Below are 24,245 nucleotides of genomic sequence, written 5' to 3'. Positions count from 1 at the left end.
GCGGGCCTCAGGCGCGCGGGCGGCCCATCGCGCGGTAGGTCCAGCCCGCGTCCCGCCACTTGGCCGGGTCGAGCGCGTTGCGGCCGTCCAGGATGATCCGGGTGGCAGCGGCCCCGGCCAGCTCGGCCGGGTCGAGCTCGCGGAACTCGCGCCACTCGGTGAGGTGCAGGACGACATCGGCGCCGCGCACCGCGTCGAGGGCGGTCGGCGCGTAGCCGAGCGTGGGGAAGAGGCGGCGGGCGTTGTCCATGCCCTTCGGGTCGTACACCGTGACCTGGCCGCCCTGGAGGTGGATCTGCCCGGCGACGTTCAGCGCGGGGGAGTCCCGTACGTCGTCGGAGTCGGGCTTGAAGGTGGCGCCGAGGACCGCGACCCGCTTGCCGAGGAACGTCTCGCCGCCCACCGCCTCGCGGGCCAGCTCGACCATGTGGCCGCGGCGGCGCATGTTGACCGAGTCGACCTCGCGCAGGAAGGTGAGCGCCTGGTCGGCGCCGAGCTCGCCGGCCCGCGCCATGAACGCCCGGATGTCCTTGGGCAGGCAGCCGCCGCCGAAGCCGATGCCGGCCCGCAGGAACTTCTTGCCGATCCGCTCGTCGTGGCCGATGGCCTCGGCGAGCTTCACCACGTCACCGTCGGCGGCCTCGCACACCTCGGCCATGGCGTTGATGAACGAGATCTTGGTGGCGAGGAAGGAGTTGGCGGCCGTCTTGACGAGCTCGGCGGTCGGGAAGTCGGTCACCACGAACGGCGAGCCCTCGCCGATGGGGCCCGCGTACACCTCGCGCAGCAGCTTCTCGGCGCGGTCGCTCTCCACGCCGACCACGAGCCGGTCCGGGTGCAGGGTGTCGTCGACGGCGAAGCCCTCGCGCAGGAACTCCGGGTTCCATGCCAGCTCCACGCCCTCGGGCAGGATCTCGGCGAGCCGGGCCGCCGAGCCGACCGGCACCGTGGACTTGCCGACGACGAGCGCGCCGTCGCGCAGATGCGGGGCGAGCGAGCCGAAGGCGGCGTCGACGTAGCTCATGTCGCAGGCGTACTCGCCGTGCTTCTGCGGGGTGTTCACACACACGAAGTGGATGTCGCCGAACGCGCCGACCTCCTCCCAGGAGGTGGTGAAGCGCAGCCGCCCGCTCGCGCCCTCGATGCCCGCGACGTGCTTGCGGAGCAGTTCTTCGAGACCGGGCTCGTACATGGGGACGCGCCCCTGGCCCAGCATCTCGATCTTCTCCGGGACCACATCGAGGCCGAGCACCTCGAATCCCAGCTCCGCCATGGCCGCGGCATGGGTGGCTCCGAGGTATCCGGTGCCGATCACGGTGATCTTGAGGGCCATGCGGTGCTCCTGGAAGTACGGGCTCGGGAGGCGGGCTCGGGCATACGGGCGACAAACGCGCTGCCCGAGCATAGTCGGGCCTGGGTCGGGCCCCTTTTCGGGCTGTCGCCAAGCTCACGTATGCCTGCGGCCGTCCTGCCCCCTAAAATTAGGTTACTTAACGGTAGTTAGCGTCCCTTGGGGAGTGAGAGACCTTGGCCGGAACGGCTGGAAACGCAGGAAACGCAGGGTTCGACCTGTACCGCCCGTCCGAGGAGCACGACATGCTCCGCGACGCCATCCGCTCGCTCTCCGAGGCCAAGATCGGCCCGTACGCGGCCGAGGTCGACGAGCAGGCCCGCTTCCCCCGGGAGGCGCTCGACGCGCTGGTCGCCAACGACCTGCACGCCGTGCACGTGCCGGAGGAGTACGGCGGCGCGGGCGCCGACGCCCTCGCGACCGTCATCGTGATCGAGGAGGTCGCGCGGGTCTGCGCCTCTTCCTCTCTCATCCCCGCCGTCAACAAGCTCGGCTCGCTGCCGGTGATCCTCTCCGGCTCCGAGGAGCTGAAGAAGAAGTACCTGGGCCCGCTGGCCAAGGGCGAGGGCATGTTCTCGTACTGCCTCTCCGAGCCGGACGCCGGTTCGGACGCGGCCGGCATGAAGACCAAGGCCGTGCGCGACGGCGACTTCTGGGTCCTCAACGGCGTGAAGCGCTGGATCACCAACGCCGGTGAGAGCGAGTACTACACGGTCATGGCCGTGACCGACCCCGAGAAGCGCTCCAAGGGCATCAGCGCCTTCGTCGTGGAGAAGTCGGACGAGGGCGTCTCCTTCGGCGCCCCCGAGAAGAAGCTCGGCATCAAGGGCTCGCCGACCCGCGAGGTCTACCTCGACAACGTCCGCATCCCCGCCGACCGCATGATCGGCGAGGAGGGCACGGGCTTCGCGACCGCCATGAAGACCCTGGACCACACCCGCATCACCATCGCGGCCCAGGCCCTCGGCATCGCGCAGGGCGCCCTCGACTACGCCAAGGGCTACGTCCAGGAGCGCAAGCAGTTCGGCAAGGCGATCGCCGACTTCCAGGGCATCCAGTTCATGCTGGCCGACATGGCCATGAAGCTGGAGGCCGCCCGTCAGCTCACCTACTCGGCCGCCGCCAAGTCCGAGCGCCTCGACTCCGACCTGACGTTCTTCGGCGCCGCCGCCAAGTGCTTCGCCTCCGACGTCGCCATGGAGATCACCACCGACGCCGTCCAGCTCCTCGGCGGCTACGGCTACACCCGCGACTACCCGGTCGAGCGCATGATGCGCGACGCCAAGATCACCCAGATCTACGAGGGTACGAACCAGGTCCAGCGGATCGTGATGTCCCGCAACCTGCCGTAAGAGGGTTTTCACCGCTCGGATGGGGTGCCGCGGGTCCCGCGGCACCCCATCGGCCTTCGGCCGGTCCGGCCCGTCCCGGGCTGATCCCGAGCGCCGTGCTGGGGACATCCCGCGCTGACGCCGAGCAGGAGTTAGGGGTCGAACCGCACGAACGCGACGGCCCCCGGCGCCTGCTGACTCACGAGGGGCCGATGTCGTCGAGGCTCCCGACCCTGATCACGTCCGCCAGCCTCGCGGCCAAGTCGGCGGGCAACTGCCCCACATCCACCCACGCCGTCCCTCCGCGGTTCACCATCGGCCGCAGATGCATGACCTGGGTCTCGACGGCCCCCATGTCGCTCAGGGCCGTTCTGAGCGTGTCCGTGGCGTCCTGGGCGCGATCCCACGCCGAACGCCACTCCTGCATGTCCATCATCGACGGCCCCGCTTCGCGTGCGGGTGGTTGCGCACCTCGGCCGCGGTCTCGTACGCGGCGCTCCACCGCTTTGCCGTCCTGGCCTCCTCCAACTCCTTCACCAGTGCCGCGCAGACTCCGCAGCCGTCGGCCGGCGCGCAGTCGTAGAGGTAGGCCTCCACCACTCCCGGCAACTCCACTGGAGGCTGGGGGTACTTGGTCGGATTGGTCATGGCTTCCCCTCATCGATGCGCTCCTGCCGTGCCAAGGACGGTAGGGAGAGGGGATGCCGCTGGTCCACGGTCTTGCATAAGCTTGCACACGAGTTATCGGACCGCGCTGATCGCCTCAGTGATGAGGGCTCGGGCGTCCGAGCCGTAGACGGCCATTTCCGCCAGTCGGGAGAACGCCTTGGCGTATACGCCGATCTCGCTCGGAGCCGACATGTTCACCGCGGCCGTCAGGAGTTCGACGCTCGCCCGTTGGCCGTCGAACAGATAGAACGCCTCCAAGGGCCACACGCGCCGCTCGGCGGCGAACGGGATGATGCCAAGGCTCACATTGGGCAGCGCCATCACGGCGAGCAGATAGCCGAGTTGGCCGGCCATCGTCTCGGCGTCACCAATGCGATAGCGCAGCACGGTTTCTTCCATGAGCAAGGCGAACCGATGGCTGCCTTCATGGAGGACACGCGAACGCTCAATGCGTGACGCCGCGGCCTCGGTGGAGTCATCCGGGGTGCCTTGAAAGGTGGCGATCGTGGAGAGCAGGGCAGACGCGTATGCCTCGGTCTGGAGCATCCCGGGAATCACGTTGGAGCAGTACACGCGGAAGTGCTGTGTCTGCTCGTACAGCGGGGCAACTTCCTCCTGCGCTCGACGCATCCCGTGCCGGTGGAGCTTCTTCCAGTGGACGTACATCTGATCGGCCTGGCGGTTCGCTGCGAGGAGGTCGGCAGTCTGGTCCTGCGCGCCGCAGGCTTTGCACCAGGCACGGATGTCGGAGTCGGAGGCGGGAGTCTTGGCGTGCTCGATGCGCGATGACTTCGCAGGGCTCCAGCCGCACCGCATCGCCAGCTCGTGCCCGGTCAACTCCGCATCCCTACGCAGTTCCCCGAGGCGAGCGGCAAGAAGTTCACGGGCGCCCTGAGCGCTGGACGAGGGGGAGGCGGACATGAGTTGGGTCTTCGGTTCTTCGCTGGATCAGACCGAATACTTCTCGTGCGGGACGCCGCGCTCCCAGACGGCCTCGAACGCTGTCGACGCCAGCCGGGCCACGGCTGATTCGGTGCGCACCTCCCAGCCCGGCTCGGACCAGCTGCCGTCACCCGAGAAGTGGTTGAAGAGCACGGCCTCGCCGTCGAAGACCCAGCAGTCGTTACCGGGCAGGGCTATGTCCGACGCCTGCCGCCGGGGCAGCCAGCGGACTTGTTCCCCGGCGTGGAGGTTGACCACGGTGCCGGCGTGTTCGTACCGGATGTAATCGGTGACCGGTTCGGAGACGATGCGGGCGCGACGGACCACGACGCCTCGGCAGACTGTGCTCCGAATCAACTCGACCCAAGGCGTCCAGTATGCAGAAGCGGGGTCCACGTCACGCCGGCCCGTGCGCTTCCAGTTTTCGAAATCCTCGGTCTCGTCCCCCACGCCGTACGAATCGCGCATCTCCAGGTGCACGGCCGAGTGGCTGGCCGAGGACAGCAGTTCGTTAAAGCTTGGCTCGTTCTGCGACATCGCACGCCTCCCTGAGCAACGGCACCATGCGGGCCGGAATCCGAATCACGGCTTCGTGCGGCGGGATGCCCGGAGCGTGCCCGGGAAGCTCGAACGCTGCGCACTCCGCCTCCAGCTTTTCGTCTGGCCTCCAGCCCTGAAGCACCAGCTCTCGCCTTTCCTCGTCCACCCATACGGTGGGGGAGCCCTGCTGCCCGGTGTCTGGATCAATCCCGATGAACCGTAGTGCCACGGCTGCCTCCGGTGTCGAGCGGCTTACGCCAGCTTGCACGAGCATGTCCTCGGCGCGGTCGGGGCGTCAAGAGGGCGTCAGAGCAACGTAGACACCCAGAGCCACGAGAACACGAACCAGGTCCAGCGGATCGTGATGTCCCGCAACCTGCCGTAGCGGCAAGGCAGTTGAAAGGGCCCGCCCCCGGGTGAACCGGGGGCGGGCCCTTTCTCGTACGGCCGTGGCCGGGGCTACTTGACCGTCACCTTGTCGTCGTTCTTCAGCTCGTTCACCAGCTGCGTGACCTTCGGCTTGTCCCACAGCAGGGAGGTCTGGGGGCCGTCTCCCGCGACCGGCATGTTCATCGAGAGGCCGTCGCCGCTGGTGATGCCCTTCATCGCCCAGAACATCGAGCCCAGATCGAACAGGCTCATGTCCTTGTCGACGATCAGGGTGTCCAGGCCCGCACCCATCACCGGGTACAGCTTGAACGGGTTGAGGACCGTCGAGGGGGTCGCGGTCTGGCTGGCGAGCGCGGCGAGGAACTTCTGCTGGTTCTTCGTGCGCTCCAGGTCACCGGCGGCGTACCCGTGCCGGTTGCGGACGAAGGCGAGGGCCTGCTGGCCGTCGAGGGTCTGCTTGCCCTTCTTGAAGTCCGCGCCGGAGTCCTTGTCCTTGATGTCCTGCGGGATGTCGAGCTCGACCCCGCCGACCGCGTCCACGATGTTCGCGAATCCGGCGAAGCCGATCTCCGCGTAGTGGTCGATGTGCAGGCCGGTGTTCGCCTCGACGGTGCGCACGAGGAGCTCGGGGCCGTCGATGGAGAAGGCCGCGTTCAGCTTGTTCTTGCCCGGGGACGGGAAGGACTTGCCGGAGTCGGAGCCCTTGAAGCTGGGGATGGTCACCCACGAGTCGCGCGGCAGCGAGACCATCGTGTTCCCGTTGTCGCCGACGTGCAGCAGGATCATCGAGTCCGTGCGCTTGCCGTCGGCCGAGCCGGTGTGCAGCTTCTTCTTCTCGTCGGCGGACATGCCGTCGCGGGAGTCCGAGCCGACGATCAGGTAGTTGGTGCCCTTGCCCGTGTCGGGCCGGTCGATGACCTTGGACAGGTCGACCTCGCGGCGGACCTTGCCGTCCGCCCAGAAGTACGTGGCTACCGAGGTGACCAGGAGCACGGCGACCAGGGTCAGTACCCCGACGGTGATGCGCTTGCGCCAGTTCGGCGCCGCGCCGGGCCGCCGGCCGCCGCCGCGCCGCGGCCCCTGCGGGCCGCCGGGCCCGCCGGGTCCGGCCGGGCCGCGGCCGGACGGGTTGCCGTAGACGTGGCCCTCGCTGTAGCCGCTGTCGTACGAGCCCTGGCCGGGCACGCCCGGGGCGTAGCCGGGCTGTCCGTAGCCGTCGTCGTACGCGGGCTGCTGCTGGGGGACGGGCCGCTGCACGTGCCGCATCCGGCGCGCGCCCTCGGGCTGCGCGGCGGAGCTGCCGCGGCCGTAGGCGTCCTCACCGTTTCCGCGGGCGTTGCCATTGCGGGCGTCGGGCCATTCGTTCATGCGGACCAGCATGCACGGCGGCCCCCGGCGGCCGACAGGGCAGGGGGTAATTCGGAGCAGGGCTGTTGCACAGCTGATGCAATGAGCCGGAAATCGTATGGCGCCTAAAGTAGAACGCATGACTGATCTTCCGGGCAAGCCGACCTCGGCCTCCCGAACCACCCTGAGCCACATCATGACCACCCACGACACCAACCTCCTCGGCACGGTGCACGGCGGCGTGATCATGAAGCTGGTGGACGACGCGGCGGGCGCGGTCGCGGGGCGGCACTCGGGCGGGCCGGCGGTCACCGCCTCGATGGACGAGATGGCGTTCCTCATGCCGGTCAGGGTCGGGGACCTGGTCCATGTGAAGGCACAGGTCAACTGGACGGGCCGGTCCTCCATGGAGGTCGGCGTCCGGGTCCTTGCCGAGCGCTGGAACGAGTCGACCCCGGCCCAGCAGGTGGGCTCCGCCTACCTCGTCTTCGCGGCCGTGGACGCCGACGGCAAGCCCCGCCCGGTGCCGCCGGTGGTCCCGGAGACCGAGCGCGACGAGCGCCGCTACCAGGAGGCCCAGATCCGCCGCACCCACCGGCTCGCCCGGCGCCGCGCGATCATGGACCTGCGCGAGAAGCGCGCCGCCGAGGGCCTGGGCGACTAGCCCGCCCCGAGCCGGATGCCCGCCCGGAGCCGGATGCCCGTCCCGAGCCGGGGAACCGGGCGGTCCGTGCGCAGCTGGCCGTACTCGCAGGTCAGGGGCAGACCACCCGGTCGCCGGTGACCGTGCCGAAGTCGCCCTGCGGCTGCTCCTCGGCCCGTACCGGCACGACGTCCTTGAAGTCGGCGCCCGCCGTCACCTTCATCGTGGCGCCGAGCCCCTTGACCGCGCGCAGCTCGCTGCCCGGCAGGGCGAGCGCGAGGGACTTCGCCGAGCGGTCCCAGCGCGGGTCGAACTCGATCAGGGTGCGGTGCATGTCGAGGTTGGTGCTGGCCCGGGGTGCTCCGGTGGTCTTGAAGCCGGTCGCGTGCAGCGCGTCGTCCACCCGGCGGCCGAGTCCGTCGGTGCGGGTCCCGTTGAAGACCTGCACCTTGATCTGGTCCGGGGCGACCTCGACGATCGAGCCCGGTGCCTTGCGCGGCTCCGGTGGCTTCGCGTCCTTGGCGGCCGGTTTCGGGGCGGGCTTCGGCGGGGCGTGGGGGGCCAGGGGCTGGTCGTCGTGGAGCAGCTGGAACAGCTTCTTGGACTTCGCCTCGTCCCACTTCACGGTCGAGCCGATGCCCTTGATCTGCACGCCGAGCTGCCCCAGCGGCACGGTCGTGAAGTCCGACGAGGAGGGCGAGAAGCCCTTCATCGCGGCGGTGAAGCTCAGCATCTCCTCGACCCCGAAGCCCTCGTCGGCCCGGACCGAGGAGAGCAGGGACTGGGCGACCTCGCGGAACTTCACCGGGTTCAGGAGCACCCCGTTGCTCGTCGCCTTCTCCAGGAGCGCGGCGAGGAAGCGCTGCTGGCGCTGCATCCTGCCCAGGTCGGCGGAGCCGTCGGTGTGGCGGGAGCGGACGTACTGGAGGGCCTCGCCGCCGCCCAGCTGGTGGGTGCCGGCCGTCAGGTCGAGGCCCGTGTAGGAGTCCTTCATGGGGCGGGCCGTGCAGATCTGGACACCGCCGACGACGTCGACCGTCTTCATGAAGCTGGTGAAGTCGACCTCCAGATAGTGGTCGATCTTCAGGCCCGTCATGTTCTCGACGGTGCGCACGGTGAGCGAGGGCCCGCCCTCGGCGTAGGCCGCGTTCAGCTTCACCGGATGCTGGGGGTGGTGCTGGCCGGTGGCCTCGTCGGTGTGCTCGGGGACCTCGGCGTAGGAGTCGCGCGGCAGGCTCACGACACTGACCCGGTCCCGGTCCGCCGACACGTGCACCATCATGATCGTGTCGGTGCAGTGGCAGGGCGCCCCGCCGAGCCGGTACTTCTGCTTCTCCTCGGGCGTGATCTTGTCGCGCCCGTCGGTGCCGACCAGCAGGATGTTGGTGCCCCGGCTGCCCTGCGGCCGGTTCTTCATGTCCCGGAACGGGTCCACCCGGCCGATTCCGCCGTCCAGGCTGGTCACCACCGCATGGCCGACCCCGCCCGCGCCGAGCACCAGGACGGACAGGGTGGTCGCGAGGCGCATGCCCCAGCGGGGGCGCTCGTCCTGCTGTCTGCTGCGGGGCTTTCCGGGTCGTACGGGGCGCGGGCGGGGCGGCGTGGGCACGGGGGACCTCCGCGGGTGCGACAGGGGGATCTTGAGCACCGTAGGCCCATACGATCAGCTACCCCGTGCACCGCCCGGCCGCCGCGCGACCTTGTCCCCCGTTCGCGGTAACGTGACCACCGATGAACGCCACGCCTGCTGTTTCCGTGATCATGCCGGTTCTCAATGAGGAGCGGCATCTGCGCAACTCGGTCCGTCACATCCTGGAGCAGGAGTACGAGGGCGAGATGGAGGTGGTGATCGCGCTCGGGCCGTCCACGGACCGCACCGACGAGATCGCCGCCGAGCTGGTGCGCGAGGACCCCCGCGTCCACACCGTGCCCAATCCCACCGGCCGCACGCCCGCGGCCCTGAACGCCGCCATCAAGGCCTCCCGCCACCCGATCGTGGTGCGCGTCGACGGCCACGGCATGCTCTCGCAGAACTACATCGCCACCGCCGTACGCCTCCTGGAGGAGACCGGCGCGCAGAACGTCGGCGGCATCATGCACGCCGAGGGCGAGAACGCCTGGGAGGACGCGGTCGCCGCCGCGATGACCTCGAAGATCGGCGTCGGCAACGCGGCCTTCCACACCGGAGGCGCGGCCGGCCCCGCCGAGACCGTGTACCTGGGCGTCTTCCGCCGTGAGGCCCTGGAGCAACAGGGCGGCTACAACGTGGAGTTCATCCGCGCCCAGGACTGGGAGCTGAACTTCCGGATCAGGGAGGCCGGCGGCCTCATCTGGTTCTCGCCCGAGCTCAAGGTGCAGTACCGGCCGCGCCCTTCGGTGAAGGCGCTCGCCAAGCAGTACAAGGACTACGGGCGTTGGCGCCACGTGGTGGCCCGCTACCACGAGGGTTCCATCAACCTGCGCTACCTGGCGCCGCCGACCGCCGTCTGCGCGATCGCCGCGGGTGTCGTGGTGGGCGCGCTGCTCACGCCGTGGGGGTTCGTGGTTCCGGCCGGTTACCTGGCCGCGATCGCCGCGGGCTCGCTGCCGGCCGGCAAGGGGCTCTCGCTCAAGGCCCGTGCGCAGATCCCGGTGGCGCTGGCCACCATGCACATGTCGTGGGGCTTCGGCTTCCTCACCAGCCCCAAGGCGCTGGCGCGGAAGGTCATCGCGAGCCGCCGCCCGGCCGTGCGGACCACTTCCGTCTGACGCTGACGGAACGAACGGAAGAGGGGCGCCCGGTGCTTGAGAGCACCGGGCGCCCCTCTCGTACGCGCACGGGCCGTACGCGGTTCCGTACGCGGGCTAGAAGCGGTAGGGCGCGTAGACCTCCATGCAGGCGCCCTTGTCGGCGCCGTTGACCGTCTCGGTGTCCTTGAGCGGGTCGGTGGCCTTCGGGTCCTGCTTGGGGTAGCTCGCGCCGGTGCGCCAGTCGCCGCCGACCACCAGGGTCAGGCCCTTGACGTCGGCGGCCTTGACCGCGCTCGCGGGCAGGCCGAGCGCGGTCGCGACCGACTCCGCGTCCGACTTGCCCTGGGCGCCGGCGCCCTTGGGATAGTCGACCTCGCTGGTCGGGGCGGGGGCGCTGGAGCCCGTCGCGGCCTTCGTGAAGCCCTTGGCCTTGAGGGCGTTGACCACCTCGGTGGCCCGGCCCTTGACCGCCACGCGGCCGTCGGTGCCGGTGCCGTTGACCACGTTCACCGCGAGCGAGCCCGGGGAAGCGGCGGCCGGGCCCTTGGCCGGCGGGGCCGCGGGCTTGGCGTCGTCCTTGCTGTCCAGCGGCTTGTCGTCGCGCAGCATCGCCCACAGCGGGTCGGCCTTGGCCTTGTCCGGAATCACATGGGCGTCCGGGTCCTTGGGGTCGGGCAGCCGTGGCATGGTCAGCATGTTGATGCGGTCCATGGGGATGTCCTTGAGCTCCATGCCCAGGTCGAACAGCTTCTTGACGGTGCCGAGCTCCGCCGAGACCTTGAGCGACTTGGTCGCGGTCTCGGCGATGTCCATCAGGCGGCCCGTGTCGGTGAACGCGTCCTGGTCCTTGAGGTTGCGGATCACCGAGTTCATGTACATGTGCTGGGCCTGGGAGCGGCCGATGTCGCTGCCGAAGGCGTGCCGGGTGCGCAGCCACTGGAGGGCCTGCTCGCCCTTCACGTTGTGGGTGCCGGCGCTGAGGTGCAGATGCGAGCCGCCGGGCTGGGCCCTGGTGGGGTGGTCGTCGATGTTCTGCTTCACACAGACGTCCGCGCCGCCCACCGCGTCCGAGATGGCCACGACACCGGCGAAGTCGACCATCATCCAGTGGTCGATGTAGATGCCGGTGAGCTTCTCCCAGGTGTCCAGGACGCAGCCTGCGCCGCCGCGTCCGAGCGCCTCGTTGATGATGGCGTTGGTGGGCGGGTTGACCTTGTTCTTCTCGGTGTCCTTGCACTCGGGCACGTCCACCCGGGTGTCGCGCGGGATGCTCACGACCGAGGCGTTCTTGCGGTCGGCGGAGACGTGCAGCAGCATCTGCACGTCCGCGTGCGGATCGCCGCCGCGGTCCTTCTTGGCGCCGCCGAGCGCGACGTTCTCGTCGGAGTTCCGGCTGTCGGAGCCGATGAGGAGGATGTTCAGCGGGGTCTGGCCCTGGGCGTTGGGCGCGGCCTTCTTGGCGTCGCTGCCGCCCGCACTGCGGTCGCCCTTGCGGATGTTGGCGTTGAGGTGCTGGTAGTAGAGGTAGCCGGCGCCGGCCGTCCCGAATATGAGGACCGCGAGGGCGATCGCGGTCCATTTCAGTATTCGGTGCTTGCGTTTCTTTTCCCGTCTGCGCGAGCCGCCTCTGCGGTGACCGCTGCCGGCCGCCGCATCGCCCGAGCCCGCACCGGCGGAGCCCGTGTCGCCCGAGCCCGCATCACCCCGGCCCGCGTCGCCGGAGCCCGTCGCGCCCCCGGACGTGCCGGAGCCGTCCGACGCGGCCGCTTCCCGCGGGCCGCCCGATCCGCGGCCCCCCGCCGCGCTGCCGGACGCGTCGTCCTCGTACAGGCTCTCGTCCCAGCCGAGTTCGCCCGCGCGCTCCACGCGTCCGTGCGGCCCCTCCCCGCGCACGCTGTTTCTGCCCACCCCGATACCCCCCTGTCGTTCAGACTCCCCCTGAGGCCCGGTCGGGCCGTGAGTCTGTTATTTGGCGCACACCGACTTGTCGGCTTCGACCTTCTGGATGCCCTCCGGTGCCTTGGCCGGAGCGGCGATGGGTGATCCCGCCTGCTTGAAGTCGGGGCCGAGGGTCAGCACCATCGGCTCCTTGGCCACGGCGTCCTTCGTGCCCGGCTTCAGGGCCGCGGCGCCGAGCCCGAGCAGATCCGCGAGCTTGCGGGCCTGGTCGGCCTGGTTCGGCGCGTACGTCAGGACCGTGGCGGGCACCTTCTGCGGCGCGTTCGAGCCGTTGCTCGACTTGAGCACGCCCTGCTGGTTCTGCAGCCAGGTGACCATCACCCCGGCGGAGCCCGCCGCGGCGCCGCCGTTGAGCACGGTGACCCGTACGTCCGAGGACTTGGCGCGCGGGCCGTTGAGGCGGGCGGCCTCCTCGGCGGCGGCCGCGCTCTTGGCGTCCGCCTCCTTCTTCTTCACCTCGGTGAGCGAGGTGTCGGCGCGCATCATCGCGAACAGCGCGTCGGCCTTCGTCGGGTCGGGCACGACCGTGACGTGGTGCTTGCCCTCGGCCGGGTTGTCGATGACCGGCAGCGTGGCGAAGGTGATGTTCTTGGCGTCGATCTTGCCGAGCACCTGGGCGAGGTCGGTCAGCTTCTTGATACTGCCTATCCCCGAGTCGACCGTGAGCGCCTTGGTCGCCGCGTCCGCGAGCCCGTACATCTTGGTCGGGCTGCCCAGCGTGTCGTCCGACTTCATCTGCCGGATCATCGAGCCGATGAACTGCTGCTGCTGCTTGATCCGGTCGAGGTCGCTCTCGTTGCCGAAGCTGTGCCGGGTCCGTACGAAGGCGAGGGCCTGCTCGCCCTTCACGACGCTCTGACCGGCCGGCAGCTTCAGATGCGACTTGGGGTCGTTGACCGGCTTCTCCAGGCAGACCTTGACGCCGCCGACCGCCGTGGACAACTGCTTGACGGCGTTGAAGTCGGCCATCATGAAGTGGTCGACGGTGAGGCCGGTGAGCTTCTTGACCGTACGCATCGTGCAGCCCGGGTCGCGGCCCTCCTGGCCCAGGCTGGTGTTGAAGCGCACGTTCTTCTCGCCCGGCACCGTCTTGGTGGTGCCGTCCTTCTGCTTGGTCGGGCAGGCCGGGATGTCGGTGATCATGTCGCGCGGGATGGACATCGCGGTCGCGTTGGTCCGGTCCGCCGAGACGTGGAAGAGGATGTTGGTGTCGGCGTGGCCCTCGCTGCCGGCGTCGCCGTACCCCGCGTTGCCCGCCCCGGTGCGCTTGTCGGTGCCGATGACCAGGATGTTAAACGCCCCGTCGGGCACCGAGCTCTTGCTGCCCGCGTCGCCCACGTCAACGGTGTTGATGTTGCCGTTGAAGTGCTGGTAGAGCCAGTACGCGCCGCCCGAGCCGACGACGAGGACGAACCCCATCACCCCGCCCGTCCACAGCAGAACCTTCTTCTTGCGCGTCGCCTTCGGCTTGCGCTTGCGGCGGCCCTGGCCGTCGGGGGACTCCCCGGCGGGGGCCTTGCCGGCCCGGCGGTTGCGCTGTCCGGGCACCTCACGGCGTCCGGAACGTTCCGATTGGTCGGTTTTTCTGGTGGAAACCCGACCCGTGGACGACCGACTGGGGCCGGAATTCGACTGCGTTCCGGAAGGATTCAGTCGCAATTCGTAAGTGCCCGTTTTCGGGTTGAGGACCCACTGGTCTGCGGGGTCGACTTCATCGGCCCGCCCACGGCTCTGCGCATCCACGGTTGCTTCTGTCCTCCGTCGGTGCCGAGTCGCTTCCCCCAAAGCGCTCAATCGTTCGCTCCTGCAGTGCACGGCCCGGCGGCCGGTAGCACTGGATCGCGTCACACTATCTGGCCAGTTCGGCCGTGAGCGACGGCCGTGACAAATTCCACGCCCTTTATAACCGGGCATTTGGCACCAATTCGTTGACGCGCACGCGGAATTCACAGGTCTCCCACCAGCGCGCCGCCTAGCCGCACATGCCGGAAGCGGCATCCGTACCCGAGTAGACGGGCGGCGCCGATGGGCTGGACGAGGGGTCCGGATCGTCCGGTTTGTCGTCCTGGCCGTCCCCCTTCTTCGTCCCCTCCTTGGCCTTCTCCACGTCCGCCGCGGCCGCCACCTTGATCGGCTGGTCGTCGCGCACCTGCTTGAAGAGCCGGTCGGCGTCGGGCTGTACGAGCTCGTCGCGGTTGCCGTCGTAGACATAGGGCTGTCGCGGAACGGTCAGGAAGTGGATGTTCTCGGTCGGGATGTCCCGCATCGAGCGCACCAGGTCGTACAGGTCGCCGAGGGTGTTGAGCCCGGGGTCGGTGGTGAGGGACTTCGTCGCCGCGTCCAGGACCGGGTAGAGCCGGGCCGGATTGAGCAACACCCCGTTGCTCTGCACCTTCTTCATCAGCGAACCGAGGAACTGCTGCTGGCGGTCCATGCGTTGGGTGTCGCTGCCGTCCCCGAAACCGTGCCGGGACCGGACGAAGCCGAGCGCCTGCTCGCCGCGCAGGGTCTGGCGTCCGGCCGGGAGCTTGAGGTGGGCCTGGCGGTCGTCGACGGGTTCCTTGAGACAGACCTCGACGCCGTCCACCGCGTCGACCATGTCCTTGAACCCGCTGAAGTCGACCACCACGTGGTGGTCGATCCGCACCCCGGTCATCTTCTCGACCGTGCGGATCGTGCAGGCGGCGCCGCCGATCTCGAACGCCGAGTTGAACTGGGCGAATTGGGCCTTGGTGCTGCTGCCGTCCGGCCGGCCGCAGGCGGGGATGTCCGCCATCAGGTCGCGCGGCAGCGAGACGGCGGTGGCGCTGCGCCGGTCGGCCGCCAGGTGCAGCAGGATCGTGGTGTCCGAGCGCTGGCTGCCGCCGTCGTCCCTGCCGTAGGCGGAGTTGTTGCCCGCGCGCGAGTCCGAGCCGATGAGCAGCAGGTTCTGCGCGTCGTGCACGACGGCGGCGGGCCGGTCGTGCTCGTACTTGTCCAGCTCGTGCGCGGCGGTGGTGTCCGTCTGGATGTTGCCGTCGAGCTTCCGGTAGAACCACCAGCCGGTACCGGCCGCCGCGAGGACGACGACGGAGACGCCGAGCGCGGTCCAACGCAGCCAGTGGCGACGGCCCTTGGCGTCCTCGGTGACGGAAGCGGTGCCGTCGGCCGCCGTGCCGTTGCCCGTCGCCGGTTCGGGGCCGGGGCCGGGGCCGGATGCGGTGTCCTCGGACCGGCCGGTGCCCTCGGGTCGTTCGGTGTCCCCGGCCGGTCCGGGGTCCGATGCCGACGCGGTGTCCGCTTCCGCCTCCGGGGCGGGGCCGGCCGACTCCCCGGTCTCCGGCGCCGGACCGGTGTCCGAAGCGGTGCCGCCGGCCGCCGCCGCCCCGGCGTCCTCGGCCGCCGCCGTGTTCTTCTTCGCGCTCTTCGGCCTCTTGGAATTCTTGGCGTTCTTGGGGTTCTTGGGGTTCTTGGCGCTGTTCGTCGTGCCGGTGGCCGGCGGTGGCTGCTCGGTCCCGGCCGGGTCCTCCGGTTCGGGGGGCGTGCCAGCACTGTCGGTCACGTCGGCGTCCATCCTCACGGGCCATCACGGGAGTCGGCGGGCGCGTCGCGCCGCCGGGCACCCCGGTAGACGGCCGAATCGCACGCATGGTTGTGCGTACGGTCGATCATCTACCGCGGGTACCGCCGGAGCCCGGGGGCGGGCCCGGGGGTGGGCCACAAGGGTGGAGATCGGTGCGGGGTCCGTGCGGAATCACGGGTCCGCGGTCAGAGCGAGCGGTGCGTGACCCGCTCGCTCTCGGCCCGCTTCTCGAGCCCGCCGTCGGCCAGTTGGGCCAGGTTGCGGCACAGGACGACCGAGCCGCCGGAGGCGAGCGGGGCGTACAGACCGCTCGCGAGACCCGTCCAGCCGTCGTACGCCAGCGCCGAGAGCAGCCGCGAACCGGAGCCGAGTCCGAGCTCGGCGGCCTCGGCTCCGGCCCGTGCCACGAGCTCGGCGGCGCTCAGTTCCCCGCCGTCCACGGCGAGCGCGGGGGCGTCCGGGTCGACCGGCGAGAACGGCGCGAAACGGTCCCCCTGGCTCGGCACCTCGACGGCGTAGTCGGCGAACCCGGCGGGCGGCTGCGGGAAGCGGCCGCCGAGCGGGCGCAGCGCGAGCGCCACCCGCTCGCCGGTGCAGGCGCGGGCCTCGTCCAGGGTGTCGGGGCCGCTGACCACGAGGTCGGCCGCGGCCGGGTCGCCGCCGATCTCCGCGGTCACGCCCACCGAGTGGCAGGCCATCAGCCAGACGGCGCTCTGCCAGTGCGCGGGGAGCAGCAGCGCGAGCCGGTCGCCGGGCGCGGCGGCCAGATCGCCCTGGAGCAGATTCGCGGTCTTGGCCACCCAATTGGCGAAGGTGGCGACGGACAGTTCCACGCGTTCGCCGGTGGCGTCGTCGTAGAAGGTGATGAAGGGGCGGCCCGGGTCCGCGGCGAGCGCGGATCGCAGCAGGTCGGCAGGGGTGCGGTCGCTGGCGTTCACGCGGGCAAGGCTACGCGGCGCGGCCGAGCGGAACCGGCCGAGGTGGGCGCGGCGCGTACACCGGTTGGCCGACGGATCGTCAGATCACCTATGGACAGATTTATTGAGGTATGTCCACGATCGTCAGCATGCGTAGCCTTCTTGCGTCTTCGATCGGAGTGGCCGCCGTCGCGGCCCTCGCCCTTCCTCTGGCGGCCACGGCGCCCGTCGCGGCGTCGCCCGCCGCCGCACCGCGGACCACGGCGGAACTCGCCGGCTCCACCCAGTCGCTGCCGATGGAGCCCCTGTCCGGCCGGGGCCGCGCGGCGGGCGACGCCTCCCAAGAGGGCCTGGCCCAGCGGGAAGTGCGGCCCTTCTCGCTGGTCGGGGTGGTCTGGGACAACGCCGACGAGGAACTGAACGGCAGTGTCCAGGTGCGCACCCGGGCCCGTGCCGCCGGCACCTGGTCGGCCTGGCAGGACCTGGAGACCCACAACCACGACCACGGCGCCGACCCCGGCACCGCCGAGGCCGCCGGCCCGCTGCACGGCTCCACCGCCCCGCTGTGGGTGGGCGACTCGGACGCGGTCGAGGCACGTGTACGGGCCGCCGACGCCGAGGGCGAGCCGCTGCCCAGGGGGCTGCGCCTGGACCTCGTCGACCCGGGCGCCGACCCCGCCGAGGGCGACGCGGGCGACAGCAGCCGGGCGCTGCGGGAGCCCGATGTGCTGCCCGCGCTCGACAGCGCCGCGAGCGGGGCCGAGGCGGCCGGGGCGAGCGGGGCCGAGGCCGCCCGCCCGTACGTCGGGGCGCGGCCGCGCATCATCACGCGCAAGGGCTGGGGCGCCGACGAACGGCTGCGCGAGCGCGGCTACGTCTACACCAACAGCGTCAAGGTCGCCTTCGTCCACCACTCGGCGTCGGGCAACGGATACAGCTGCGCCCAGGCACCCTCCGTCCTGCGCAGCATCTACCGCTACCACGTGAAGAGCAGCGGCTGGCGTGACATCGGCTACAACTTCGCGGTCGACAAGTGCGGAAACATCTACGAGGGCCGGGCCGGGGGCGTGACCAAGGCGGTGATGGGCGCGCACACGCTCGGGTTCAACACCAACAGCACCGGCATCGCGGTCCTCGGCACCTACTCGAACACCAACCCGTCGGCCGCCGCACTCAAGGCCGTCGAGCAACTCGCGGCCTGGAAACTCGGTCTGTACGGGGTGAACCCGGCGGGCAAGAGCACCCTCGTCTCCGGCGGCGGCAACCGCTACAAGAAGGGGCGCAGCGTCAGGTTCAACGCCATCGCCGGCCACCGCGACGGCTTCGCCACCGACTGCCCGGGGGCGCGCCTGTACGGCAGGCTCGGCAGCGCCCGGACCACCGCGGCCCACTTCCAGGGCCGGCGCTGACCCGGTGTGAGCAGCCGAGCGGTCTGCATACACTGGCCGGCCGGGCGTTGCGCGGAAACCCGACGCAACGCCGAGGCCGGCCCCAGCAGGAAGCAGAGACGACAGGTGACAGAAGCGATCCTCCTGGTCGGCGGCAAGGGCACGAGACTGCGCCCGCTCACCGTGAACACGCCCAAGCCGATGGTGCCGGCGGCGGGCGTGCCCTTCCTCACCCATCAGCTGGCCCGGGCCCACGCGGCGGGCGTCGACCACATCGTCCTGGCGACGTCGTACCTGGCCGAGGTGTTCGAGCCCTACTTCGGGGACGGCTCCTCGCTCGGCCTCTCCATCGAGTACGTCACCGAGGACGAGCCGCTCGGCACGGGCGGAGCCATCCGCAACGTGGCCTCGCGGCTGCGTTCCGGGCCCGACGAGCCGGTGCTGATCTTCAACGGTGACATCCTGACGGGCCTGGACATCCGGGCCCTCGTGGACACCCACCGCTCGTCCGGCGCGGACGTCTCCCTGCATCTGACCCGGGTCGACGATCCGAGGGCGTTCGGTCTGGTCCCCACCGACCCGACCGGCCGGGTCACGGCGTTCCTGGAGAAGCCGCAGACGCCCGAGGAGATCGTCACGGACCAGATCAACGCCGGGGCGTACGTGTTCCGGCGCTCGGTCATCGACGAGATCCCGGCGGGCCGGCCGGTCTCCGTCGAGCGGGAGACGTTCCCCGGGCTGCTCGCGCGGGGCGCCCACCTCCAGGGCATGGTCGACTCGACGTACTGGCTGGACCTCGGCACCCCGCAGGCCTTCGTCCGCGGCTCGGCCGACCTGGTCCTCGGCCGCGCCCCGTCCCCCGCGGTGCCCGGCCGCTGCGGCGACCGGCTGGTCCTGCCGACCGCGCAGGTCGCCCCCGACGCGAAGCTGACGGGTGGCACGGTGGTGGGCCACGGGGCGGTGGTGGGCGCGGGGGCGCGCATCGTCGGCAGCGCGATCCTGGCCGACGCGGTCGTCGAGCCCGGCGCGGTGATCACGGACTCGCTCGTCGGGGCCGGGGCGCGGATCGGGGCGCGCACGGTCCTGTCCGGGGCGGTCGTGGGGGACGGCGCGCGGGTGGGCCCGGACAACGAGCTCCGCGAGGGGGTGCGGGTGTGGTGCGACGCCCTGCTCCCCGCGGCCTCCCTCCGCTTCTCCTCGGACCAGTAACCCCGCCCGGCCACCTGCCGGACTCCGCTCCGGTCCCGGCCTGCGGTGGCTGTGGGCGGGGTGGCCGGTCGCACGGACACTCTGCGGCTCCGCCGCGTGGCCTCCGGGGGAGGGTTCATCGGCTACGGACCGTGCGTGGCTGGTCGCGCCGTTCCCCGCGCCCCCAAGAACCCGCCGTTGTCCTTGCACCGTGGTCGCTTTTCGCGCCGTTCCCCGCGCCCCTGGCCGTACCGGTACTGGGGCACCTACAGCCCGTCCGGCGTTTGAGGACGAGCGCCCTTCAGGCGCGAACGGGGTCTGGGGCGCAGCCCCAGGGCACCGCAGCACCCCCCACCCCCCGGAGGGACCCCGTACCCTCGGAGGCGTGGCAGGACGATTCACCCCCCGCACCGGCACCGGCAGCCGCACCGGCACCGGCAGCCGCACCGGCATCCCCACCCCCCGCCCCGCAGGGCGGACGCGGACCCGGACCTGGGCTCCCCGCCGCGGCCCGCTCGACCTTGCCCTCACGCTGGGCCCGCTCCGGCGCGGCCAGGGCGACCCGACCTTCCGCGCCACCCCCGACGGCGCGTACTGGCGCACGTCGAGGACCCCCGCCGGCCCCGCCACCCTGCGGGTGACCGCCGCACAGGGCGCCGCGCACGCCGAGGCGTGGGGCGAGGGCGCGGAATGGGTCCTGGACCAACTACCTTCCCTTCTGGGCGAGTTGGACGACCCCGACGCCTTCACCCCCCGGCACCGCTTCCTCGCGGAGACCCACCGCGACCGCCCCGGCCTGCGCCTGACCCGTACCGGACTCGTCCTGGAGTCCCTGATCCCCTCGATCCTGGAGCAGAAGGTCACCACGACCGAGGCGTACCGCGCCTGGCGCCTGCTCGTGCGCGGGTTCGGGGAGCCGGCTCCCGGCGCCCCCGAAGGCATGTACGTCATGCCCGACGCCCGGGCGTGGGCGCTGATCCCGTCCTGGGAATGGCACCGCGCCGGCGTCGACTCCAAGCGCTCGGACACCGTCATGCGCGCGGTGCGGGTGGCCCGCCGCATGGAGGAGGCCGCGACGATGGACCAGTACAAGGCCGCCGAGCGGCTCCAGCTGATTCCCGGCATCGGCCCCTGGACGGCCGCCGAAACCCTCCAACGGGCCATCGGCGCGGCCGACTTGGTGACGGTCGGCGACTTCCACCTGCCCGGCATCATCGGTCACGCCCTCGGCGGCAACCGCCACGCCGACGACGACGAGATGCTGGCCCTGCTCGAACCGTACGCGGGCCAGCGCCACCGGGCCGCCCGCCTGATCCTGCTCAGCGGACGCACCCCGGCGCGCCGGGCCCCGCGCCTTCAGCCCAACAACATCGCGGTCCTGTAAGGGAGTTGGGGGCGGCGGGCGCGCTCAGCGTTGGGGGCGGCGGGCGCGCTCAGCGCACCTCGACGAACGCCGAGGCCTCCCGCGCGGGCCGCTCCCGCGGCGGCTCGGCCGCATGGCCCACCGCCACCGCGCCCATCGGGTCCCAGCCCTCCGGCAGGTCGAGGGCTTCCCGTACGACATCGCGGCAGAACATCGTCGAGGACACCCACGCCGAGCCGAGCCGCTCGCCCGCGAGGGCGACCAGGAAGTTCTGCACGCCGGCGCCCATGGCGACGACGAACATCTCGCGTTCGGCGCCGTCCCTGCGGGCGTCGCCGTAGCTGTGCGAGCCGTCCATCACCAGGCAGGGGACCACCAAGTACGGTGCGGCGCGCAGGACTTCGCCCCGGGCGACCCGCTTGGCGATCGACTCCTCGGACTTGCCGTCGCGGCGCAGGTCCGCGATCCAGGCGTCCCGCATCGCGTCCAGCAGCCGGGTGCGGGACTCCTCGGATTCGAGCAGCACGAACCGCCAGGGCGTCGTGTGGTGCGGGGCGGGCGCGGTCACCGCGGCCGCCACCGCGCGCCGCACCGCGCCCGGGTCGACGGGCTCGGCCGTGAACGCCCGCACCGTACGCCGCTGGGTGACCGCCTCCCGTACCGCCTCGGAGGTGCCCAGGCGGAACATGTCGTCGACGGCCGAGCGGACCATCTCGCGGGCCGAACCCTCGCCCGCCAGATGCCCGAGCCCGCGGACCACGGCGACCGGGAGGCCGCCGGCCTTGCCCTTCACGAGGTCGCCCGCGGCGGCCAGTTCGTCGGCGAGCGCGATGATCGTCGCGCTCAGCGGATTGCCGTGCGCGTCCGTGCCGCCGCGCAGGTCGTCCAGGACGCGTACGCCACTGGCGCCGATCGCCACGTCCGTCAGACCGCTGCGCCAGGGCCGCCCGAAGGTGTCCGTGACGATCACGCCGACCTCGACGCCGAGCGTGTCGCGCAGCCCGGCGCGGATCGCGGCCGCCGAGGCGTCCGGGTCCTCGGGCAGCAACAGGACCGTCCCGGCAGGTGTGTTGGAGGCGTCCACACCGGCCGCGGCCATCACCAGGCCCTGCCGGTTCTCGACGATGCGCAGGGTGCCGCGCCGCGCGACCACCCGCACCGTCTCGGCGTCGATGGCGGCCTCGCGGTCGGCGGCCTCGGTGATCCGGCCCTCCGCCTTGGAGACGATCTTCGAGGTGACGAGCAGGATGTCGCCGTCGACGAGGCCCGGCTCGGCCGCCGCGATCAGTTTGGCGAGGTCGTCACCGGCCCGTACCTCGGGCAGACCCGGCAGCGCCCAGACCCGGAAGGAAGCGGGGCTCACGCGCGGACCTCCTCCGCCAGCGCGAGGGCCTCGCGGGCCATCGCGGCCGTCGCGTCCAGGTCCGTCATCATCAGCGGCACGGCCCGGCAGCGGATGCCCGCCTCCTCGATCCCGGCCACCGATCCGGCGTCCACGGTGTCGACCAGCCAGCCGTCGAGCAGCCCCGAGCCGTAGTGCTCGGCGACCGCCGCGGCCGTGGACTCCACGCCGACCGCCGCGAGCACCTTGTCGGCCATGCCGCGCACCGGGGCGTCGCCGACGATGGGGGAGAGGCCGACCACCGGCACGCCCGCCTCGGCGATCGCCTCGCGGATGCCGGGCACGGCCAGGATGGTGCCGACCGAGACGACCGGGTTGGACGGCGGGAAGACGATGACGTCGGCCGCGGCGATGGCTTCGAGGACGCCGGGCGCGGGCTTGGCCTGCTCGGCGCCGACCGGCACCACGGCCTGCGCGTCCACGGAGGCCCGCAGCTTCACCCAGTACTCCTGGAAGTGGACGGCCTTGCGCTCGCCGTCCACGTCGATGGCCACGTGCGTCTCGACGCGGTCGTCGGACATCGGGATGAGCCGGACCCCGGGCTGCCAGCGGGCGCACAGCGCCTCGGTGACGGAGCTGAGCGGGTAGCCCGCGCCGAGCATCTGCGTACGGACGATGTGGGTCGCGAAGTCGCGGTCGCCGAGGCCGAACCACTCGGGGCCCACGCCGTAGGCGGCGAGCTCATCCTTGACCGTGAAGGACTCGTCCGTACGCCCCCAGCCCTGCTCCTCGTTGATGCCGCCGCCCAGGGTGTACATCACGGTGTCGAGGTCGGGGCAGACCTTCAGTCCGAACAGATGGATGTCGTCACCTGTGTTGCCGATGACGGTGATGTCCGCGTCGGGGGCGGCGGACTTGAGACCACGGAGGAAGCGGGCACCACCGATGCCGCCTGCCAGAACCACAATGCGCATGCACAGAGTGTGTCAGGCGGGTACGACATCCTGGGTCGCCGGGGTGGCCTCGCCGGCGTACATCGCCATGTCGGTCAGCCCCGGGTAGTAGACGTGCAGGCTGACGGCCGGCTCCAGGGAGTCGTTGACGACGTCGTGGACGTAACCCGGTGCGAACACCCGCTGGGACCAGTCGGACAGCCGCCGCACGCCCCGGTCCGTGCGCTCGGTCAACTCGCCCTCCAGGACGGTCAGTACGCCCGACGACGTGCCGTGGTCGTGGGCGCCGCTGCCCTGCCCGGGCACCCAGGACAGGAGCCAGACCTCGTAGCCGGGCCCGGTGCGCAGCCGGTGGTACCAGCGAGAGACCGCGTCGTACTGGACCAGGTGGGCCCACTGGGAGCGGTCGGCGGCGATGGCACGGGCGAGGCCGACGAACTCGGCGACCGTGGCGGGGTGCTCGCGGGCGGGCTGCAGGAGGTGCTGGACCTCCAGGATGTCGCCGGCGATCTGGAGGTCGCTGTGGCTGCTGTTCATGGTGCGGGGGTTCCTCGGCAGAAGTGCTGGGGTGTCGCAGATGAGATGTCTCGCAGAACAAGGAGACGGCGGCCGTCCGGACGCGGGGCGTCCCGGGGAGGCGGGGGAGGAGCTGGTGCGCGGGTGGGAGAAGAGGCGCGCGATCAACAGCTGGAACAGCAACAGCGAGCCTGGACAGCGCTGCGGAACCCACGGACGTGGGTCGCTCGGTGCGCTGTGGTGGCTGACATGCGACCCAGGAGACCGGGTCGGTGGGTGCCTTGTCAACCCAATGACCGATTTGGCGGCATTGTTTCACCTCATCCGGTTACTGGGCCCGGAGAATGGTTTGTGCAGTCGCGGGGCGGGAGATGTGGCGCAGCAACCGCGTATTAAACGCCATTGCCCTCTCGTGATCCGAATGTGATCCGGGCCGCTTTTGGGGTACTGGCGCAACAAGATCAACACTCGTCTCGTCCTCATCTGCAGTCACAGCCGAGCGGGAGTCGAGTGGATCGGCAGAAAGCGACGGTGGCGTGGGCCCGTGGCATGTGTCACCTTTTTGCCGATTTGAACACTTTCCGCATAGCCTTGGTTCCGCAGAGTGAATACGGGGCCCAATAGCAGATCTCGGCTTGACTGGCCCGGATCCACGCACTTGTAATTTCACTCGTGTCGTTCGGCCGGATTCGGTAACGGCAACATCACGGGGCAGCAAAGACAGACGAGGGGCGCACATGACCGAGCTGTTTCAGGAACTGCTGGTCGACGAGGCCGAAGAGGAGCTGGGCTGGCAGGAGCGGGCCCTCTGCGCCCAGACCGACCCCGAATCCTTCTTCCCCGAGAAGGGCGGCTCCACCAGGGAGGCCAAGAAGGTCTGCCTCGCCTGCGAAGTCCGCTCGGAATGCCTTGAGTACGCACTCGCCAACGACGAGCGGTTCGGCATCTGGGGCGGCCTGTCCGAGCGCGAGCGCCGTCGCCTGAAGAAGGCCGCGGTCTGAGTCGGCCCCACCCCCCGCGGAGTTCCGCCGTCTGACCCCCGGCGACCTCCCGGGCGACCAAACCGCCCAACTCCGTACACAACCAACGGTCCGTCCCCTGCACCCAGTCGGCA

The 24,245-nt window shown here is 70.8% G+C and carries 22 protein-coding genes; 7 read left to right on the top strand and 15 right to left on the bottom strand.

The window, feature by feature from the left end; translation table 11 throughout:
* Positions 1-7: 7 nt before the first annotated feature.
* Entirely contained in the window at positions 8-1,333 is a 1,326-nt protein-coding gene (locus IE267_RS14440) for a UDP-glucose dehydrogenase family protein (RefSeq protein WP_167152909.1), read from the bottom strand.
* Between the two features lie 194 nt (positions 1,334-1,527).
* Here IE267_RS14440 and IE267_RS14435 point away from each other — a divergent pair, with 194 nt between their 5' ends.
* Positions 1,528-2,703: an acyl-CoA dehydrogenase family protein gene (locus IE267_RS14435; protein ID WP_267895393.1), complete on the top strand. Its 1,176-nt coding sequence runs from the start codon at positions 1,528-1,530 to the stop codon at positions 2,701-2,703.
* Positions 2,704-2,881: 178 nt separating this feature from the next.
* Here the strand turns inward: IE267_RS14435 and IE267_RS14430 are convergent, their stop codons facing one another.
* The 6 genes from IE267_RS14430 to IE267_RS14410 form a co-directional block, all read right to left on the bottom strand.
* Positions 2,882-3,118 carry a hypothetical protein gene (locus IE267_RS14430; RefSeq protein ID WP_167152910.1) on the bottom strand — a complete coding sequence of 79 codons (237 nt, stop codon included), beginning with the start codon at positions 3,116-3,118 and terminating at the stop codon, positions 2,882-2,884.
* Positions 3,115-3,330, bottom strand: a complete 216-nt coding sequence (locus IE267_RS14425; protein WP_189763515.1) for a hypothetical protein — start codon at positions 3,328-3,330, stop codon at positions 3,115-3,117. Before IE267_RS14425 ends, IE267_RS14430 begins: the two co-directional genes overlap by 4 nt.
* 93 nt (positions 3,331-3,423) lie before the next feature.
* Positions 3,424-4,272, bottom strand: coding sequence for a helix-turn-helix domain-containing protein (locus tag IE267_RS14420; protein WP_189763514.1), 849 nt, complete (start codon positions 4,270-4,272; stop codon positions 3,424-3,426).
* A 27-nt stretch (positions 4,273-4,299) separates the two neighbouring features.
* Positions 4,300-4,830 (bottom strand): DUF6879 family protein, encoded by a 531-nt coding sequence (locus IE267_RS14415; RefSeq protein WP_189763513.1) that lies wholly within the window; start codon positions 4,828-4,830, stop codon positions 4,300-4,302.
* Entirely contained in the window at positions 4,805-5,062 is a 258-nt protein-coding gene (locus IE267_RS39625; RefSeq protein ID WP_229861170.1) for a hypothetical protein, read from the bottom strand. Before IE267_RS39625 ends, IE267_RS14415 begins: the two co-directional genes overlap by 26 nt.
* A 230-nt stretch (positions 5,063-5,292) precedes the next feature.
* Positions 5,293-6,591, bottom strand: a complete 1,299-nt coding sequence (locus IE267_RS14410; protein ID WP_189763512.1) for an LCP family protein — start codon at positions 6,589-6,591, stop codon at positions 5,293-5,295.
* A gap of 118 nt (positions 6,592-6,709) precedes the next feature.
* On the opposite strand from IE267_RS14410, the gene IE267_RS14405 reads away from it, so the two are divergent.
* Entirely contained in the window at positions 6,710-7,234 is a 525-nt protein-coding gene (locus IE267_RS14405; protein WP_229861168.1) for an acyl-CoA thioesterase, read from the top strand.
* A 91-nt stretch (positions 7,235-7,325) separates the two neighbouring features.
* Here IE267_RS14405 and IE267_RS14400 read toward each other — a convergent pair whose 3' ends face one another.
* Complete coding sequence (locus IE267_RS14400; RefSeq protein ID WP_435865658.1) at positions 7,326-8,846, bottom strand: LCP family protein; 1,521 nt, start codon at positions 8,844-8,846, stop codon at positions 7,326-7,328.
* 98 nt (positions 8,847-8,944) lie between these two features.
* Between IE267_RS14400 and IE267_RS14395 the strand changes: the two genes are divergently transcribed.
* Complete coding sequence (locus IE267_RS14395; protein WP_167152917.1) at positions 8,945-9,961, top strand: glycosyltransferase family 2 protein; 1,017 nt, start codon at positions 8,945-8,947, stop codon at positions 9,959-9,961.
* 96 nt (positions 9,962-10,057) lie between these two features.
* Here IE267_RS14395 and IE267_RS14390 read toward each other — a convergent pair whose 3' ends face one another.
* The 4 genes from IE267_RS14390 to IE267_RS14375 all read right to left on the bottom strand — a co-directional run bounded on the left by IE267_RS14390 (position 10,058) and on the right by IE267_RS14375 (position 16,402).
* Positions 10,058-11,851 carry an LCP family protein gene (locus tag IE267_RS14390; RefSeq protein WP_189763511.1) on the bottom strand — a complete coding sequence of 598 codons (1,794 nt, stop codon included), beginning with the start codon at positions 11,849-11,851 and terminating at the stop codon, positions 10,058-10,060.
* A gap of 57 nt (positions 11,852-11,908) precedes the next feature.
* Positions 11,909-13,645 carry an LCP family protein gene (locus IE267_RS14385; RefSeq protein ID WP_189763510.1) on the bottom strand — a complete coding sequence of 579 codons (1,737 nt, stop codon included), beginning with the start codon at positions 13,643-13,645 and terminating at the stop codon, positions 11,909-11,911.
* Between the two features lie 229 nt (positions 13,646-13,874).
* The gene (locus tag IE267_RS14380; protein ID WP_189763745.1) at positions 13,875-15,455 is read right to left on the bottom strand and encodes an LCP family protein; all 1,581 of its coding nucleotides are present in this window, start codon (positions 15,453-15,455) and stop codon (positions 13,875-13,877) included.
* Positions 15,456-15,649: 194 nt separating this feature from the next.
* Positions 15,650-16,402 carry a TIGR03089 family protein gene (locus IE267_RS14375; RefSeq protein ID WP_167152920.1) on the bottom strand — a complete coding sequence of 251 codons (753 nt, stop codon included), beginning with the start codon at positions 16,400-16,402 and terminating at the stop codon, positions 15,650-15,652.
* A gap of 128 nt (positions 16,403-16,530) precedes the next feature.
* On the opposite strand from IE267_RS14375, the gene IE267_RS14370 reads away from it, so the two are divergent.
* The 3 genes from IE267_RS14370 to IE267_RS14360 all read left to right on the top strand — a co-directional run bounded on the left by IE267_RS14370 (position 16,531) and on the right by IE267_RS14360 (position 20,341).
* A complete protein-coding gene (locus tag IE267_RS14370) occupies positions 16,531-17,790 on the top strand; it encodes a peptidoglycan recognition protein family protein (RefSeq protein WP_189763509.1) in 1,260 nt (419 codons plus the stop codon).
* Positions 17,791-17,895: 105 nt separating this feature from the next.
* Positions 17,896-18,978, top strand: coding sequence for a mannose-1-phosphate guanylyltransferase (gene manB, locus IE267_RS14365; RefSeq protein WP_189763508.1), 1,083 nt, complete (start codon positions 17,896-17,898; stop codon positions 18,976-18,978).
* Positions 18,979-19,342: 364 nt separating this feature from the next.
* Entirely contained in the window at positions 19,343-20,341 is a 999-nt protein-coding gene (locus tag IE267_RS14360; protein ID WP_373304550.1) for a DNA-3-methyladenine glycosylase family protein, read from the top strand.
* 49 nt (positions 20,342-20,390) lie between these two features.
* On the opposite strand, the gene IE267_RS14355 is transcribed toward IE267_RS14360, so the two are convergent.
* Genes IE267_RS14355 through IE267_RS14345 form a run of 3 tightly spaced genes read right to left on the bottom strand, consistent with a single transcriptional unit; the run spans position 20,391 to position 23,152 of the window.
* A complete protein-coding gene (locus IE267_RS14355) occupies positions 20,391-21,683 on the bottom strand; it encodes a coenzyme F420-0:L-glutamate ligase (RefSeq protein ID WP_189763507.1) in 1,293 nt (430 codons plus the stop codon).
* Positions 21,680-22,636, bottom strand: a complete 957-nt coding sequence (cofD, locus tag IE267_RS14350) for a 2-phospho-L-lactate transferase (RefSeq protein WP_189763506.1) — start codon at positions 22,634-22,636, stop codon at positions 21,680-21,682. Before cofD ends, IE267_RS14355 begins: the two co-directional genes overlap by 4 nt.
* Before the next feature lie 12 nt (positions 22,637-22,648).
* Positions 22,649-23,152, bottom strand: coding sequence for a cysteine dioxygenase (locus IE267_RS14345; protein WP_189763505.1), 504 nt, complete (start codon positions 23,150-23,152; stop codon positions 22,649-22,651).
* 716 nt (positions 23,153-23,868) lie between these two features.
* Between IE267_RS14345 and IE267_RS14340 the strand changes: the two genes are divergently transcribed.
* A complete protein-coding gene (locus IE267_RS14340) occupies positions 23,869-24,132 on the top strand; it encodes a WhiB family transcriptional regulator (RefSeq protein ID WP_053723761.1) in 264 nt (87 codons plus the stop codon).
* Positions 24,133-24,245: the final 113 nt, after the last annotated feature.

Origin of the sequence: Streptomyces xanthochromogenes, from assembly GCF_014650455.1 — a bacterium.
GTDB classification, from domain to species: Bacteria; Actinomycetota; Actinomycetes; order Streptomycetales; family Streptomycetaceae; genus Streptomyces; species Streptomyces xanthochromogenes.
The sequence above is the reverse complement of the archived record's forward strand: the minus strand, read 5'-3'. Positions and strand labels throughout refer to the sequence as shown.

What these genes read in the sequence shown, in the direction of transcription:
- IE267_RS14440 (WP_167152909.1), bottom strand. Translation starts at nt 1,333, where the DNA reads ATGGCCCTCAAGATCACCGTGATCGGCACCGGATACCTCGGAGCCACC.
- IE267_RS14430 (WP_167152910.1), bottom strand. Translation starts at nt 3,118, where the DNA reads ATGATGGACATGCAGGAGTGGCGTTCGGCGTGGGATCGCGCCCAGGAC.
- IE267_RS14425 (WP_189763515.1), bottom strand. Translation starts at nt 3,330, where the DNA reads ATGACCAATCCGACCAAGTACCCCCAGCCTCCAGTGGAGTTGCCGGGA.
- IE267_RS14420 (WP_189763514.1), bottom strand. Translation starts at nt 4,272, where the DNA reads ATGTCCGCCTCCCCCTCGTCCAGCGCTCAGGGCGCCCGTGAACTTCTT.
- IE267_RS14415 (WP_189763513.1), bottom strand. Translation starts at nt 4,830, where the DNA reads ATGTCGCAGAACGAGCCAAGCTTTAACGAACTGCTGTCCTCGGCCAGC.
- IE267_RS14410 (WP_189763512.1), bottom strand. Translation starts at nt 6,591, where the DNA reads ATGAACGAATGGCCCGACGCCCGCAATGGCAACGCCCGCGGAAACGGT.
- IE267_RS14405 (WP_229861168.1), top strand. Translation starts at nt 6,710, where the DNA reads ATGACTGATCTTCCGGGCAAGCCGACCTCGGCCTCCCGAACCACCCTG.
- IE267_RS14395 (WP_167152917.1), top strand. Translation starts at nt 8,945, where the DNA reads ATGAACGCCACGCCTGCTGTTTCCGTGATCATGCCGGTTCTCAATGAG.
- IE267_RS14380 (WP_189763745.1), bottom strand. Translation starts at nt 15,455, where the DNA reads ATGGACGCCGACGTGACCGACAGTGCTGGCACGCCCCCCGAACCGGAG.
- IE267_RS14370 (WP_189763509.1), top strand. Translation starts at nt 16,531, where the DNA reads ATGCGTAGCCTTCTTGCGTCTTCGATCGGAGTGGCCGCCGTCGCGGCC.
- cofD (WP_189763506.1), bottom strand. Translation starts at nt 22,636, where the DNA reads ATGCGCATTGTGGTTCTGGCAGGCGGCATCGGTGGTGCCCGCTTCCTC.
- IE267_RS14345 (WP_189763505.1), bottom strand. Translation starts at nt 23,152, where the DNA reads ATGAACAGCAGCCACAGCGACCTCCAGATCGCCGGCGACATCCTGGAG.
- IE267_RS14340 (WP_053723761.1), top strand. Translation starts at nt 23,869, where the DNA reads ATGACCGAGCTGTTTCAGGAACTGCTGGTCGACGAGGCCGAAGAGGAG.